Here is a 13,590-nt window from a genome sequence, read left to right as displayed (position 1 = left end):
GGCGGCAATCACGCCAGCCGGAAGACACCTTCGAGGACATCATGGGCATCGAACAGAAAGTCGCCATCATCACGGGCGCATCCCAAGGCATCGGCGCGGCGCTGGTGAAGGCTTACCGCGACCGCAACTACCGCGTGGTCGCCACCTCGCGCTCGATCCGGCAGGGCGCGGACAGCGACGTGGTCGCGGTGGCCGGCGACATCGGCGAGGCGGCGACCGCCGAGCGCGTCGTGCGCGAAGCCATCGCGCGCTTCGGCCGCATCGACACGCTGGTCAACAACGCCGGCATCTTCACTGCCAAGCCTTTTGTCGAGTTCACGGCCGAGGATTTCCAGGCCAACATCGCGACCAACGTGGCCGGCTTCTTCCACATCACGCAGCGCGCCGCGGCCGAGATGCTCAAGCAGGGCTCGGGCCACATCGTGAGCATCACGACCAGCCTGGTCGACCACGCGGTCGCGGGCGTGCCGACGGTGCTGGCCAACCTCACCAAGGGCGGCATCAACTCGGCCACCAAGGCACTCGCGATCGAGTACGCGGCCCGGGGCATCCGCGTGAACGCGGTCTCGCCCGGCATCATCAAGACGCCGATGCATGCGCCGGCCACGCACGACTTCCTGGCCGGCCTGCATCCGGTCAAGCGCATGGGCGAGATCCAGGACATCGTGGACGGCGTGCTGTTCCTCGAGTCGGCCGGTTTCGCGACCGGCGAGATCCTGCACGTGGACGGCGGCCAGAGCGCCGGGCACTGAGCTCGCGCCATGCCATTCGTCACCATCCAGGTCACGCGCGAGGGCAGCACGCCCGATCGCGACCGCGTCACGGCCGAAGAGAAGGCCCGGCTCATCGCGGGCGTGAGCCAGCTGCTGCTGGACGTGCTGCACAAGCCGCTCGACGCGACCTTCGTCGTGGTCGAGGAAGTCGAACTCGACAACTGGGGCGTGGGCGGGCTGCCCGTGGCCGAGTACCGGCGGCGGCAGGCCAGGCCGCCCGGTTGAGGCCTACGGCGCCTGCTCGCAATGCGCCACGAAGCGCTGCAGGTTGGCCGAGAAGCGCTTCTGCTGGTGATGCACCCGGTAGAAGCGCCGCGTGAGCCGCGGCAGCGTGGTGTGCAGCACCACCAGCCGGCCCAGCGTCACCAGGTCCCGCACCGCGCACAGCGAGAGGCAGGCCAGGCCCAGCCCTTCGGCCGCGGCCTGCTTGATGGCCTCGGTGCTGCCGGGCTGCAGGTCGACCTGCAGGTGGTGCAGGTGCGGCAGCAGCGCCTGCTCGACCGCCTCGCGCGTGCCCGAGCCTTCCTCGCGCAGCAGCCAGCGCGCCTGCCGCAGCGCCTTGAGCGGCACGCGCGCCTGTGCATCGCCTGCCGCCAGCGCATGCGAGGGCGAGGCCACGATCACCAACTCGTCTTCCAGCCAGGGCACGACGCGCAGCTCGCTCTCGTGGCAGGGGCCTTCGATCAGGCCCAGGTCGACCTCGAGCCGTGTCACCGCGGCCGCCACCTCGCGCGTGTTGCCGATCACCACGTCGATCGCGGTGCCGGGCCAGGCCTTGAGGTAGCCGGCCACCAGCGAAGGCAGGAGGTAGTTGCCGATGGTGGTGCTGGCGCCGATGCGCAGGCGCGTCGCCACGCCGGCCGTGGCCTGGCCGAACTGGTCTTCGATCTCCTGCGCGCCGTCGAGCACCGCGCGGGCCTGGGGCAGCAGCGCGCGGCCGTTGTCGTTGAGCAGCAGGCGCTTGCCGATGCGGTCGAACAACTGCGCGCCGAGCAGGTGTTCGAGCTCGTTGAGCGCGCCGCTGGTGGCCGACTGCGACAGCGCGACCCGCAGGCCGGCCGCGGTGGTGCTGCCGGTGTCGGCCACGGCGGTGAAGATCAGCAGCTGGCGCAGCGTCAGCCGCATGGGGTCGTCCTTATTACCGGTTTCATGGGTACGTTATAGCTGAACTATCTGTTTGCCGGATAGATCGCCAGGCGCCAAAGTTCGCTCATGCCATCCGCAAGCGGTGGCCGGAGAACCGAATTGCACCCCGCCACCCATGCCACGACGCTGCCGAACGAAGGCCCGGTCGTGGCACCTTCCTACCTGCGCCGCATGGGCCCGGGCCTGCTGTTGACCGGCGCGATCGCGTTCGCGGCCATCCACCTGGGCGAGTTCGGCTGGCTGCAGGCCCACGGCATCAGCCCGCTCACGCTGGCGATCGTGCTGGGCATGGGGATCGGCAACACGGTCTATCCGCGCATGGCGGCCACGGCCGGCGCGGGCGTCGGTTTTTCCAAGGCCAACCTGCTGCGCCTGGGCATCGTGCTCTACGGCCTGCGCCTGACCTTCCAGGACATCGGCGCCGTCGGCTGGACCGGCGTGGCCATCGACGCCGCGGTGCTGTGCAGCACCTTCGGCCTGGCCTGCTTCCTCGGCACGCGGGTGTTCGGCCTCGACCGCCAGACGGCGATGCTGATCGGCGCCGGCAGCTCGATCTGCGGCGCCGCGGCGGTGATGGCGGCTGCGCCCGTGGTGCGGGGCCGGGCCGAGCAGGTGATGGTGGCCGTGGCCACGGTGGTGGTGTTCGGCACGCTGGCGATCTTCCTCTACCCGGCGCTGTACCGGCTCGATGCGCAATACGGCTTGGTCGGCCTGTCGCCCACGGCCTATGGCGTGTTCGCGGGCTCGACCATCCACGAGGTGGCGCAGGTGGTGGCGGCGGGCCGCGCGGTCGGCGAGCAGGCGGCCGACACGGCGGTGATCGCGAAGATGGTGCGCGTGATGATGCTGGCGCCCTTCCTGATCCTGCTCTCGGCCTGGCTGTCGCGCGCCGACGCGAAGAACGCCGGCGGCGCGGATCCGGGCCGGGGACGGATCGTGGTGCCCTGGTTCGCGCTGGGCTTCGTCGCGGTCGTGGGGCTGCACTCGCTCGCGCTGCTGCCCGCGGCCGTGGTCACGCATGCGATCGCGGTCGACACGGTGCTGCTCGCAATGGCCATGGCCGGCCTGGGCCTGACCACGCACGTCTCGGCCATCCGCAAGGCCGGCTTCAGGCCGCTGGCGCTGGCGGCCGTGCTGTTCGCCTGGCTGGTGGGCGGCGGGCTGGCGATCAACCTGGGGATGGGCGCGCTGCTGGCGCGGCCCTGAACCGATGGCATGGCTCAGGCCGGCGCGGCCTGCTGCGTCGGGCAGCGCTTGAGGCGCTCGATCAGCCAGCGGCCGGCGGGGCCCGGTGGCGCGGCGGTCGGGTAGACCGCGGACATGGGCAGGATCAGCCCGCCGGGCGGCACGTCCTCGATCGACAGTTCCACCAGCCGGCCTTCGGCAATGTCGCGCTGCACCGTGTGCAGCGGCATGCCGCCCCAGCCGAGGCCATTCAGCAGGAAGGCGTGCTTGGCGAACAGGTCGGCCAAACGCCAGGTCGAGGGCGACATCACGCCGAACTCGCGGCCGGCCGAGAGCTCGGACCGGTCGGTGAGCACGAGTTGCACATGCCTGGCGAGTTCCCACTTCGAGACCGTGCCCTGGAACTGCGCCAGCGGATGGTCCCGCGCCGCCACCATGCCGAAGGCGATGCCGTTCAGGCGTTCGCCGCTCAGCGAGGCCGGCATGATCGGCAGCGAGCCGACGATGCCGATGCTCGCGCTTCCGTTCAGCACCGGCTGGTAGGCGCCCCCCAGCGCCTCGACGAACAGCCGCAGCGGCGTGCCAGGGAAGTGCTCGCGAAAGGCCTTCGCGGCTTCGGTGATGGCCTCGATCGGGAAGAACACGTCGACCACCACCGACAACTCGGGCTCCAGGCCCGAAGCCATGCCCTTGGCGCGCGCCTTCATGAAGTCGACGCCCGAGACGATGCCGCGGGCATCGGCCAGCAGCACCACGCCGGCGGGCGTCAGCTTGGGGTAGCGGCCCGAGCGGTCGAACAGCGCCACGCCGATCTGCGCCTCGAGGCCGCTGACCAGATCGCTGACCACCGATTGCGCGCGGCGTACCTTGCGTGCCGCGGCCGAGAAGCTGCCTTCGTCGACCGAGGCGATGAAGGTCCGGAGTTGATCCAGCGAAACACCGTCGAGCACTGCATCTCCAGTCGGTCGGCTCGCAACGAGCCGGGGGGCGAAATATAGCGGCTGGACCGTGTTCCTGCCGAGGCGGCCGTCCGTCGCACCCATCGGCCATGCCGATGGATCGCATCGAAAAATCGCGGCTGTTCAGAGGGCTCCAGGCTTGGAAAACTACGCCATCCCTGTCGATCAACTTTTTTCCGGACCCGCTTCCATGACCCTCCTTCCGCTCCCCACCTGCCTGCCCCAAAGCCTTTCACCGGCCACGGCCTGAGCCGTGCCTCCTTTTCCCCATCGAAACAATCCCATGCCAAATAACGCCAACACGGTCGCCGCAGTCGGCCGCATCCTGATCGCCGTCATCTTCATCCTCAGCGGCATCGGCAAGCTCGGCGCGCCCGCCGCCACCCAGGGCTACATCGCCTCGGTCGGCCTGCCGCTGCCGCTGCTGGGCTATGTGCTGGCGGTGCTGGTGGAGCTCGGCGGCGGCCTGCTGCTGCTGGTCGGCTTCCGGACCCGCGCGGTCGCCGCGGTGCTGGCACTGTTCACGCTGGCCGCTGCGCTGTTCTTCCATTCGCACCTGGCCGATCAGAACCAGTTCATCCACTTCGTGAAGAACATCATGATCGTCGGTGGCCTGCTGCAGCTCGTGGCCTTCGGCGCCACCGCACTGAGCCTGGACGCGCGCCGGCTTCGCCTGCGGACGGCATGAGCTGCGCATGACATCCGCCCACACCCTGGAGATCGGCATCGACAGCTTCGCGGCGATCCTGCCGGACCCGGCCACCGGCCGGACGCTGTCGCCGACCGAACGGCTCGCCCACCTGCTGGAGGAGGTGGCGGTGGCCGACCGGGTCGGGCTCGACGTGTTCGGGATCGGCGAGCACCACCGGCCGGAGTTCCTGGACTCGGCGCCGGCCATCCTCCTGGCGGCCGCCGCGGCGCGCACGCACAGCATCCGCCTGACCAGCGCCGTGACCGTGCTGAGCGCGGCCGACCCGGTGCGGGTGTTCCAGGAATTCGCGACGCTCGACCTGATCGCCCAGGGGCGCGCGGAGCTCGTGGTGGGACGCGGCTCGTTCAACGAGGCCTACCCGCTGTTCGGGCTCCAGCGCGAGGACTACGACGCGCTCTTTGCCGAGAAGCTCGAACTGCTGCTGAAGCTGCGCGAGACGCCCCACGTGCACTGGTCCGGGCGCTACCGGCCCGCGCTCACCGGGCAGGGCATCTACCCGCGTCCTCACCAGCCGGTGCTGCCGGTCTGGCTGGGCGTGGGCGGCACGCCGCAATCCTTCGCGCGGGCCGGCACGCTGGGCCTGCCGCTGATGGTGGCGATCATCGGCGGCGAGTTCCGCCGCTTCCGGCCCTTGGTCGATCTCTACCGCGAAGCCGGCCGGCGCGCCGGGCATGGTCCCGGCCAGCTCCGGGTCGGCGTGCACGCGATCGGCTTCGTCGGCGCCACCGGCGAAGAGGCCAGGGACGCCTTCTTCCCGGGCTGGCAGCACATGTTCACCGAGATCGGCCGCGAGCGCGGCTGGCCGCCGGCGACGCGCGCGCAGTTCGACGCCCAGTGCGGACCCGGCGGCGCCTTCCTGATCGGCGATCCGCAGAGCGTGGCCGGCAAGATGCTCGCGGCCAGCGCGGTGCTCGGCGGCGTCTCGCGCATCACCTTCCAGATGAGCTCGGCCTCGCTGGCGCACGAGGCCATGACGCGCTCGATCGAGCTGCTGGGCACCGAGGTGGCGCCGCTGGTGCGGCGAGCGACGTCGGGCCTAGCCTGAAGCGTCGCCGACGGTCGCTGTCGCCGCGCGCGACATCCAGCCGACGAAGTCGTTCAAGCGCTCGACGAAGGCGTCGGCGGGCGCGGTGGGTTCGCCTGCCTGGTCGAGGAAGAAGCGCATCGGCTGCGCCATCGACGGATGGTGCCGCAGCAGAAGGGCCGCATGCGCCTCGAGCGTTTGCGGCCAGTCGCGGTCCTGCTCGGTGCGCAGCACGCTGGTCGACCGGATCAGCTTGCGCGCGGCCTCGCGTTGCAGGCGCCGTGATTGCACGAGTTCGTCGGCGTCGCCGATGCGGCGCGCATAGGCGGCCAGCGCCGCTTCGAAGTCGCCGTTCACGGCCAGCGCGATGGCACGCGACGGCCGCAGGCGCTCGAACCGCGCCGAGAGGTCCTCGCCCCAGAGCCACCGGCATTCGTGCCGGAGCCAGTAGCCCCAACTCGGACGGCTCTTCGGTGCGAGCACCTCGGCCCGCGTGCCGAGGTCGAAATCGATCTTCGAGACCTCGGGGTGCCGCGCCTGCAGCGCGTGCCGCAGGTCTTCGAGAAGCGCGCTGTCGTCCGCGCTGGGGGGCTCGCGAAGCACGAGGCTCAGGTCCAGGTCCGACAGGCCGGGCCGGGCGCGGCCGTGCGCAACGCTGCCGTAGAGGTAGAGGCCGTCCAGCGCGGCGCAGCGGCCGGACAGCGTCGTGACAAGGTCCTCGACCACGCTTCGGAACTCCGGTTGAAGCGGGCGGTCCGGCACGGTCAGGATGAAGCCCTCGGCATCGACGCCGTCAGGAAGAGGTTTCGCCATCGGGCCATTGTGCGCGGCAGTCTCCCCATCCGCCGCAGGGGCAAGGCGGCGCCGCGTTGCGTTCTTCAACTCATGAAACAAATAATGTTGCATGAAACGAGACAGCAAATTATCCGGCGTGCTGCACGTGCTGCTGCACATGGCCGAGAGCGACACGCCCACCACGTCCGAGGCGCTGGCCGTGGCGATGAACACCAATCCGGTGGTGGTGCGCCGCGTGATGGCGGGCCTGCGCCAGGCCGGCTTCGTGAGTTCGGCCAAGGGGCATGGCGGCGGCTGGGTCATCTCCTGCCCGCTGTCGGAGGTGACGCTGGCCGACATCCATGCGGCGCTGGGCGCGCCCTCGCTGCTGGCCCTGGGCAACCGCACCGAAAGCCCGGGCTGCATCGTCGAGCAGGCGGTGAACGCCGCGCTCGACGACGCCTGCCAGGCGGCCGAGGCGGTGCTGCTCGCGCGCCTGGGCCAGGTCACGCTGGCCGCGCTGTCGAAGGATTTCCATCGCCGGATGCTGGCCGGCCATTTTTCTGCAAAGGACATTTCTCATGCGTCATGACGCGCTGGTCATCGGTGGCAGTTTTGCCGGTCTGTCGGCGGCGATGCAGCTGGCGCGCGCACGCCGCGCGGTCTGCGTGGTCGATGCGGGCGAGCCGCGCAACCGCTTCGCCGCGGCCGCGCACGGCTTCTTCGGGCTCGATGGCGTGCCGCCGCTCGAACTGATGGCGCAGGCCCGCGCCAAGCTGCTGGCCTATCCCAACGTGCATTTCGTGCAAGGCCGCGCCGCGGGTGCCGCCGCCGACGCAGCGGGGGGCTTCACGGTCACGCTCGATGACGGCGCCCGACTGTCGGCGAAGAAGCTGCTGCTCGCCTTCGGCATCGCCGACACCCTGCCGGCGCTGGACGGCCTGCGCGAGCGCTGGGGCCGCAGCGTGCTGCACTGTCCCTATTGCCACGGCTACGAGGTCGGCGGCGGGCCGCTGGGTGTGCTGTACGCCTCGCCGCTGTCGGTGCACCAGGCGATGCTGATCCCCGACTGGGGCCCGACCACCTTCTTCCTCGACGGGCATGACGGCGAACTGGACGACGCGACGCGTGCCAAGCTGCTCGGGCGCGGCGTCACGCTCGAGCCGGCGCGCGTGGTCGGTGTGGCGGGCGAGGCGCCGCACCTGACGGGCGTGCGGCTGGCCGACGGGCGCGTGGTGCCGGTCGATGCGCTGTTCATCGCCACCCGCACGCGCATGGCCAGTCCGCTGGCCGAGCAGTTGGGCTGCGCTTTCGACGAGGGCATGCTGGGCCCGGTGATCCGCACCGATACCTCGAAGCTGACGACCGTGCCGGGTGTCTACGCGGCCGGCGATGCGGGCCAGGTCCCGCAGAACGCCACGCTGGCTTCGGCCGACGGCCTGGTCGCCGGCGTTTCGCTGCACCAGGCGCTGATCCACGGGCTCTGAGGCGCGGCATCCCGCGTCGATGGGGGTGTTGTCCGGCACGCGCGGGCCGATGCGTCGGCTAGCGTGGCGGGACCGCGCCTTCACCGGAGATCCGCCATGCCCATCCCCTTCGTCTCGCGCCGGCTTGCCGTCCTGCTGCCGGCCCTCGCGGCGCTGGCGTTCGCACTGCCGCACGCGCAGGGCGCTTCCGACGACAACCCGCTCGTGGCCGAGCGCTGGAAGACGCGGCCGGTGGTCGTCGTCGTGCCGCGACCGGACGATGCGATGCTCGAGCGCGTCCGGTCCACGCTGCGGCAGACGGCGGCCCGCGAGGCCTTCATCGAACGCGAGATGGTGCTCTACACGGTGGTGGCCGGCAAAGGGCAGCGCAACGAGACGCCACTGAACGCACGGCAGACCCGCGCACTGCTCGGTGCGTTGAAGCTCGACGCCGCGGGCCCGCCGACCTTCGTGCTGGTGGGCAAGGACGGCGGCGTCAAGATGACCGAGGGCGCCGACGTGGACCTGAACGCGGTCTTCGCCGAGATCGACCGCATGCCGATGCGGCGATAGGGGTTCGCCGGCCCGGCCGAAGCCCTCACGCCTCACTACACTCGAAGCTCGCCACAACGAACGTTTCTCACCGTATTTCATGGAATTCCTCACCCTGGTGGTCCTGGTCGCCATCGGCACCTACGTGCTCAAGACCCGGGACCAGACCCGTCGCATCCGCCTGCTCGGCAGCCACCTCGGCCAGTACCAGATCGAGAAGCTCATGGAGACGCTCACCGACGGCTACCTGCGCTGCCTCGGCGAGAAGGACGAGTCGCGGCGCGAGCAGATCTGGGCCTTGCTCGCGCAGAGCGAGCTGGCGCTGAGTTCGCAGTTCGACAAGTTCGCCGCGGGCTTCGCCAAGGTCGACGCCGCGCAGACCCGGGTGAGCAAGCTGCCGATCGCCTTGCCCTTCGCCGACCGGCTGCTGCCCGGCGCGACCTTCGACGTGCGGCAGGTGTTCCTGGTGCACGCGCGCGGCATCGCGGCCGCCGCCGCCAACACGGCGCGGCAGTCGCCCCGCGACAAGGCCTTCATGCTGTCGGCCGAGCTGTTCCTGATGCAGCACACCTGCCACTGGTTCTGCCGGTCGCGCGCCGTGGCTTCGGCCCGGCTGCAGGTTCGCCACCAGACCTCGCACGCGATGGCGCTGGCCTCGGTCTCGCCGGCCACGCGCGAGGCTTATCGCGCACTCACGGGGGTTTGAAACCATGGCGTTGTCCGACAAGCTCCATGTCCCGACGGCCAACGCCGACGGCACTTTCGCCGCCCCCGTGGCCGACGGCGCCGCCGCGGCCGAGGCGCTGCGCGAGGCCACGGCACGCCACGAGGCGATGCGCGAGCAGCTCGACGCCGTCAACGAACTGCTGGCCAAGCCGCTCAACGAGATCCTGGCCGACCGCGATCATTTCAAGGAAGCGGCGGCCGCCTGGGATGCCTTCGGCGCCATGTGGATGCTGTCGCAGCGCGCGATGAAGCGCGTGGCGCTCGACCTGGCCGCGCAGCAGGGCGTGAGCGAGGAAGAGGTGGTGGCGCGCGCCATGGCCCATGCCAACGCGGTGCTCAACGGCGACGGCGAGGACCTGGGCGGCACCGTGGCCGAGGCGCAGCTGGCGCACATCGGGCGCCACAAGGCGATGCTGCGCAAGCAGTTCCGGCAGGGCTGAGCCCTAGAAAGAGGGCATCGCGTCCAGGGTTCTGGCGGACCGCGCCAGCCCGTCCAGGATCCTGCCCGATACCGCGGGAGGAAAGTGTGCCGGGAGGCGTGCGGCGACCCGGTCGATCACGCCCGGCGTTGCCGAAAGGACGCTTTGAATGATGTCTTCAGCGTCTGGTCCATGGTGGCACTTCTGCGCCGTGACATTGAAGTGGCGACGCTGGACGGTCTTGAACTGGTAGTGCTTGCGTTTGCCGAGCAGGGCCATGGCCAGCGTGGCCTCATGCCTGGAGAACTGGTTCGGTCCATTGCCTTCGACAGGCCAGATCGACATTACGTCGTACAGCGGTGCCAGCCTGTAGCGGCCCATGGGCAGCCACGCGATGCTGAAGTTCTTCGCATGCCCGTCGGGCGCACCGAGCATCCAGAAGAGCAGTTGCGCGGTGATGAGCGTGCCCAGGTCTTGCCGAGCATCGACCGAGCCCCGCAGCACGTTCGCCAGGTCGACCACGCCGGGCCCACCCTGGGCTTCGTATTTCAGGTGCGACGGCTTGCCCAGGGCCTGGCAAAAGTCCTCCTGCGGCAGGCGCATCCACCAGTTGCCGGAGGAGTGCAGGCGGCGGTCGAAGCGCTCGACCGCCAGCACCTTCTGCGCGCCGAAACGGAGGATGGCGGTGCGGGGCACCGGGATGCCGTACTCCTGCAGGACGGTCAGGCACAGCCACTCGTTCTCCACGGACGTGCTGAAGTCGGCCTTGCGGTGACCGACCAGGCCCAGCGGCAATTTCAGGATGTGCGTGGTCGGCGTCGAGCCCTGCGGTCGCACCCATTGGCCTTCGTGCCACAGGAGCGCGGTCTTTTCCTGAGCGCCGGCCAAAGAGATGCGCAGCGCGTCTTCAGGTGGGGACGAGGCAGCGAAGCGGCCGGGATCGACGGTCTGCAGCAGCAGTTTTTCCACGTCGGCCTCGTTCATCGCCTGGCCATCGATGCGATCGACCGGCATCGGCGTGTCGTGCTCGCCCAGCAGCTGGATCGCACCCACGCAATCGCGCCCGATGGCCTGCAGCAGGTCGAAGGCGCCGGTCGTTCGCGTTCCGAAGCGGCTGGCGATGCGTTCGCGCAGGGGCTGGCTGTCGGGCAGCAGGTTGTCGAAATAGTTCTGGACGACGGGGCCCTTGTGGACGAAGCCACCGACCAGCGGCAAGGACAACGAGAGCGGGCGCCCCGCTGGCGATCCGATCCATGCATCGTCGTAGCGCAACTCGTCGGCGCCACGCTCGGGCATGCGCCAGATGCCCACGCGTTCTCCGTTGGACCAGATGGAAAGTGCAGGCGTTCGGGACGGGCGTGCCATGCTCACCATTCCGAGGTTGGCGATTCGCTGGCGCTCGACCCGTCGGCCGTGGACGGATCCGCTGGATGTTTTCTTCCGACCAGCAGTTCGAGATCCAGTACGCTGAAAATGGCCAGCAGCTGTTCCAGGTTGACCGTTTCCGGATGGAGCTCCATGTGGGACATGCGGCTCTGGCTGATGCCGATACGCTCGGCCAATTTCGCTTGCGAAATGCCGGCACGCTTGCGGGCCGCCTTGAGCAGCACGCCGAACTGCGAATGAACCGAGAGCACTTGCCGCATGGGTCGATCGGTGGAGTGGGTCGATCACATTTTACCGATGTCGTGGGTAAAAAGTGATTTAGCGGTCAGGTGGGTAAAAACGATGCTCTTTCAGGGCTGGGCGCTGCCCAGCGTCTGCAGGCATTCCACCACCGCATCCGCCGCCTCGTCGAGCCGCGGCCCGGCGCGCATCATGACGTCGAAGCGCGCGGGCGGAAAACTGCAGCTGCGACCGCGTCGTATCGCGCTCATGCCGGCCCAGCCCGGCCGCGCGGCCATCGCGTTCAGGTCGGCGCTGGCCGGCGCCAGCAGCAGGTCGGGGTTGGCCCGCACCACGAACTCAGGGCTGAGGCGCGGGAACGGGCCCATCGCGGCTGGCACGATGTTCGCCAGCCCGAGCCGGGTCAGGGTCTCGCCGATGAACGAGGCCTCGCCGGCGGCGGAGACGCCATGCACTTCGAAGTAGACGCGCCGGCCCTGCCAGCCCGCGGGCACGCGGGCGCGGGCCGCGTCGAGCCGGGCCTCGATGCGGCGCCAGGCCGCTTCGCCCGCGCCGGGATGGCCGGTGAGTTTCGCCACGTTCTCCATCACGCGGCGCATGTCGGCGTGCGTGCGGGCGTCGAAAGCCACCACCTTCACGCCCAGCGCCTCGAGCTGGTTGAGCACGCGGCTGCGCGGGCGCAGCAGCACCACGTCGGGCCGCAGCGCGACGATGCGCTCGAGGTTGGCGTCGTCCATGCCGCCGACCTGCGGCAACTGCCGGACCGAGGCCGGCCAGTTGGCGTGCCGGTCCACGCCCACCAGCCGGTCGCAGGCGCCCAGCGCACAGACGGTTTCGGTGAGCGAGGGCACCAGCGAGACGATGCGCTGCGGCGGGCGCGGCAGCGTCAGCGTGTGGCCGCGGTCGTCGACCACGCTCAGCGCGACCGCCTGCGCCAGGCCGGCAGACGCGAGGAAGAACAGGAGGAGGGCAGTGACGGCGAAACGGCGCATGGGCCCCAACTGTCTCAGATTCGCGCGAGCAACCCCGCGCCAGCGCGCCGCGGGGGCGCGGCTTATGCTCGACGCATGGATGCCGCCACCTCCGCGCTCGCCGATTTCGCCACCCGCCACCGCCGCCTGTTCGTGCTCACGGGCGCGGGCTGCAGCACCGAATCCGGCATTCCCGACTACCGCGACGCCAACGGCGACTGGAAGCGGCCGTCGCCGGTCACCTTCCAGGCCTTCACCGGTGAAGACGCCACGCGCCGCCGCTACTGGGCGCGCAGCCTGGTGGGCTGGCCGACCATGGCGCGGGCCCGCCCGGGCGCGGCGCACCGGGCGCTGGCCAAGCTCGAGGCGGCCGGGCGCGTCGGCCTGCTGCTCACGCAGAACGTCGACGGCCTGCACGAGGCGGCGGGCAGCCGCCGCACCATCGACCTGCACGGCCGCATCGACACCGTGCGCTGCATGGCCTGCGACACGCGCAGCACGCGCGCCGAACTTCAGCAGGCCCTGCGCGAACGCAACCCGCCCTGGGCCGTGCTCGAGGCGCGCGCCGCGCCCGACGGCGATGCCGACCTCGACGGGCTGGATTTCTCGTCCTTCGACGTGCCGGCCTGCACGCACTGCGGCGGCATGCTCAAGCCCGACGTGGTGTTCTTCGGCGAGAGCGTGCCGCGCGAACGCGTGAGCGCGGCCTTCGCCGCCCTGGCCGAAGCCGACGCGGTGCTGGTGGCCGGCTCCTCGCTGATGGTCTATTCGGGCTTCCGCTTCGTGCAGGCCGCGGTGGCCGCGGGCAAGCCGGTGGCGGCGGTCAACCTGGGGCGCACGCGCGCCGACGAACTGCTGGCGCTCAAGGTCGAGCGGCCGGTGGGGGAGACGCTCGAAACGTTGGCAGAGGCGTTGAACTCATGAGCGTGAAAGCCCTGCGCGCGACCTTCGGCCCCCAGTGCCACTGGTGCGGGCTGCCGATGGATTTCGAGCCGCCCGCGGGCCGGCCCGAATCGGCCACCATCGAGCACCTCAACGACGCCACGCTGGGCAGCGTGCGCAAGCAGTCGCACCGGCGGCTCTCGCATGCGGCCTGCAACCGCGCCCGCAACGAGTTCCGGCTGCAGGCCGAACGGCAGTTCGCCGAGTGGATCGCACAGCGCGTGGCGGCGGCGCAGTCGGCCGGGTCCTGAGGCATCACGCGGCGCCGGCTGACGCGTTTTCTGTTTCAACGTGTTAATGTGGGTCGATCCGGCT

18 protein-coding genes are annotated in these 13,590 nt (G+C 70.3%); 12 read left to right on the top strand and 6 right to left on the bottom strand.

Annotated elements, in window-relative coordinates:
- Positions 1–41 precede the first annotated feature (41 nt).
- Both A9977_RS26920 and A9977_RS26915 read left to right on the top strand, forming a co-directional pair.
- Positions 42–752, top strand: coding sequence for an SDR family NAD(P)-dependent oxidoreductase (locus A9977_RS26920; RefSeq protein WP_183027853.1), 711 nt, complete (start codon positions 42–44; stop codon positions 750–752).
- Between the two features lie 9 nt (positions 753–761).
- On the top strand, positions 762–998 hold the full coding sequence (locus A9977_RS26915) for a 4-oxalocrotonate tautomerase family protein (RefSeq protein WP_183027852.1): 237 nt from the start codon (positions 762–764) through the stop codon (positions 996–998).
- 3 nt (positions 999–1,001) lie between these two features.
- Here the strand turns inward: A9977_RS26915 and A9977_RS26910 are convergent, their stop codons facing one another.
- Positions 1,002–1,898 (bottom strand): LysR family transcriptional regulator, encoded by an 897-nt coding sequence (locus A9977_RS26910; RefSeq protein WP_183027851.1) that lies wholly within the window; start codon positions 1,896–1,898, stop codon positions 1,002–1,004.
- Positions 1,899–2,090: 192 nt separating this feature from the next.
- Between A9977_RS26910 and A9977_RS26905 the strand changes: the two genes are divergently transcribed.
- Entirely contained in the window at positions 2,091–3,125 is a 1,035-nt protein-coding gene (locus A9977_RS26905; protein ID WP_220812122.1) for a YeiH family protein, read from the top strand.
- Between the two features lie 14 nt (positions 3,126–3,139).
- Here the strand turns inward: A9977_RS26905 and A9977_RS26900 are convergent, their stop codons facing one another.
- Complete coding sequence (locus A9977_RS26900) at positions 3,140–4,054, bottom strand: LysR family transcriptional regulator (protein ID WP_183027849.1); 915 nt, start codon at positions 4,052–4,054, stop codon at positions 3,140–3,142.
- Between the two features lie 292 nt (positions 4,055–4,346).
- On the opposite strand from A9977_RS26900, the gene A9977_RS26895 reads away from it, so the two are divergent.
- Complete coding sequence (locus tag A9977_RS26895; RefSeq protein ID WP_183027848.1) at positions 4,347–4,751, top strand: DoxX family protein; 405 nt, start codon at positions 4,347–4,349, stop codon at positions 4,749–4,751.
- Between the two features lie 7 nt (positions 4,752–4,758).
- Positions 4,759–5,820: an Atu2307/SP_0267 family LLM class monooxygenase gene (locus A9977_RS26890; protein WP_220812096.1), complete on the top strand. Its 1,062-nt coding sequence runs from the start codon at positions 4,759–4,761 to the stop codon at positions 5,818–5,820.
- Here A9977_RS26890 and A9977_RS26885 read toward each other — a convergent pair.
- Positions 5,812–6,612: a nucleotidyltransferase domain-containing protein gene (locus tag A9977_RS26885; RefSeq protein WP_183027847.1), complete on the bottom strand. Its 801-nt coding sequence runs from the start codon at positions 6,610–6,612 to the stop codon at positions 5,812–5,814. The two genes, A9977_RS26890 and A9977_RS26885, sit on opposite strands and share 9 nt — an antisense overlap.
- Before the next feature lie 91 nt (positions 6,613–6,703).
- On the opposite strand from A9977_RS26885, the gene A9977_RS26880 reads away from it, so the two are divergent.
- The 5 genes from A9977_RS26880 to A9977_RS26860 all read left to right on the top strand — a co-directional run bounded on the left by A9977_RS26880 (position 6,704) and on the right by A9977_RS26860 (position 9,757).
- Complete coding sequence (locus tag A9977_RS26880) at positions 6,704–7,165, top strand: Rrf2 family transcriptional regulator (RefSeq protein WP_183027846.1); 462 nt, start codon at positions 6,704–6,706, stop codon at positions 7,163–7,165.
- A complete protein-coding gene (locus A9977_RS26875) occupies positions 7,155–8,060 on the top strand; it encodes an NAD(P)/FAD-dependent oxidoreductase (RefSeq protein WP_183027845.1) in 906 nt (301 codons plus the stop codon). Before A9977_RS26880 ends, A9977_RS26875 begins: the two co-directional genes overlap by 11 nt.
- Positions 8,061–8,156: 96 nt before the next feature.
- Positions 8,157–8,612: a DUF4174 domain-containing protein gene (locus A9977_RS26870; protein ID WP_183027844.1), complete on the top strand. Its 456-nt coding sequence runs from the start codon at positions 8,157–8,159 to the stop codon at positions 8,610–8,612.
- A 79-nt stretch (positions 8,613–8,691) separates the two neighbouring features.
- On the top strand, positions 8,692–9,297 hold the full coding sequence (locus tag A9977_RS26865; protein ID WP_183027843.1) for a hypothetical protein: 606 nt from the start codon (positions 8,692–8,694) through the stop codon (positions 9,295–9,297).
- Positions 9,298–9,301: 4 nt separating this feature from the next.
- A complete protein-coding gene (locus A9977_RS26860) occupies positions 9,302–9,757 on the top strand; it encodes a hypothetical protein (protein WP_183027842.1) in 456 nt (151 codons plus the stop codon).
- Positions 9,758–9,760: 3 nt separating this feature from the next.
- On the opposite strand, the gene A9977_RS26855 is transcribed toward A9977_RS26860, so the two are convergent.
- The 3 genes from A9977_RS26855 to A9977_RS26845 all read right to left on the bottom strand — a co-directional run bounded on the left by A9977_RS26855 (position 9,761) and on the right by A9977_RS26845 (position 12,354).
- On the bottom strand, positions 9,761–11,101 hold the full coding sequence (locus A9977_RS26855; RefSeq protein ID WP_183027841.1) for a type II toxin-antitoxin system HipA family toxin: 1,341 nt from the start codon (positions 11,099–11,101) through the stop codon (positions 9,761–9,763).
- Between the two features lie 2 nt (positions 11,102–11,103).
- Complete coding sequence (locus tag A9977_RS26850; protein ID WP_183027840.1) at positions 11,104–11,382, bottom strand: helix-turn-helix domain-containing protein; 279 nt, start codon at positions 11,380–11,382, stop codon at positions 11,104–11,106.
- A 90-nt stretch (positions 11,383–11,472) separates the two neighbouring features.
- Positions 11,473–12,354, bottom strand: a complete 882-nt coding sequence (locus A9977_RS26845) for an ABC transporter substrate-binding protein (protein WP_183027839.1) — start codon at positions 12,352–12,354, stop codon at positions 11,473–11,475.
- Between the two features lie 75 nt (positions 12,355–12,429).
- On the opposite strand from A9977_RS26845, the gene A9977_RS26840 reads away from it, so the two are divergent.
- Positions 12,430–13,257 carry an NAD-dependent protein deacetylase gene (locus A9977_RS26840; RefSeq protein WP_183027838.1) on the top strand — a complete coding sequence of 276 codons (828 nt, stop codon included), beginning with the start codon at positions 12,430–12,432 and terminating at the stop codon, positions 13,255–13,257.
- Complete coding sequence (locus tag A9977_RS26835; RefSeq protein ID WP_183027837.1) at positions 13,254–13,526, top strand: hypothetical protein; 273 nt, start codon at positions 13,254–13,256, stop codon at positions 13,524–13,526. The genes A9977_RS26840 and A9977_RS26835 overlap by 4 nt, the downstream gene beginning before the upstream one ends.
- Positions 13,527–13,590: the final 64 nt, after the last annotated feature.

The sequence above is a fragment of the Variovorax sp. UMC13 genome (assembly GCF_014170375.1).
Lineage (GTDB): Bacteria > Pseudomonadota > Gammaproteobacteria > Burkholderiales > Burkholderiaceae_C > Variovorax.
The sequence above is the reverse complement of the archived record's forward strand: the minus strand, read 5'-3'. Positions and strand labels throughout refer to the sequence as shown.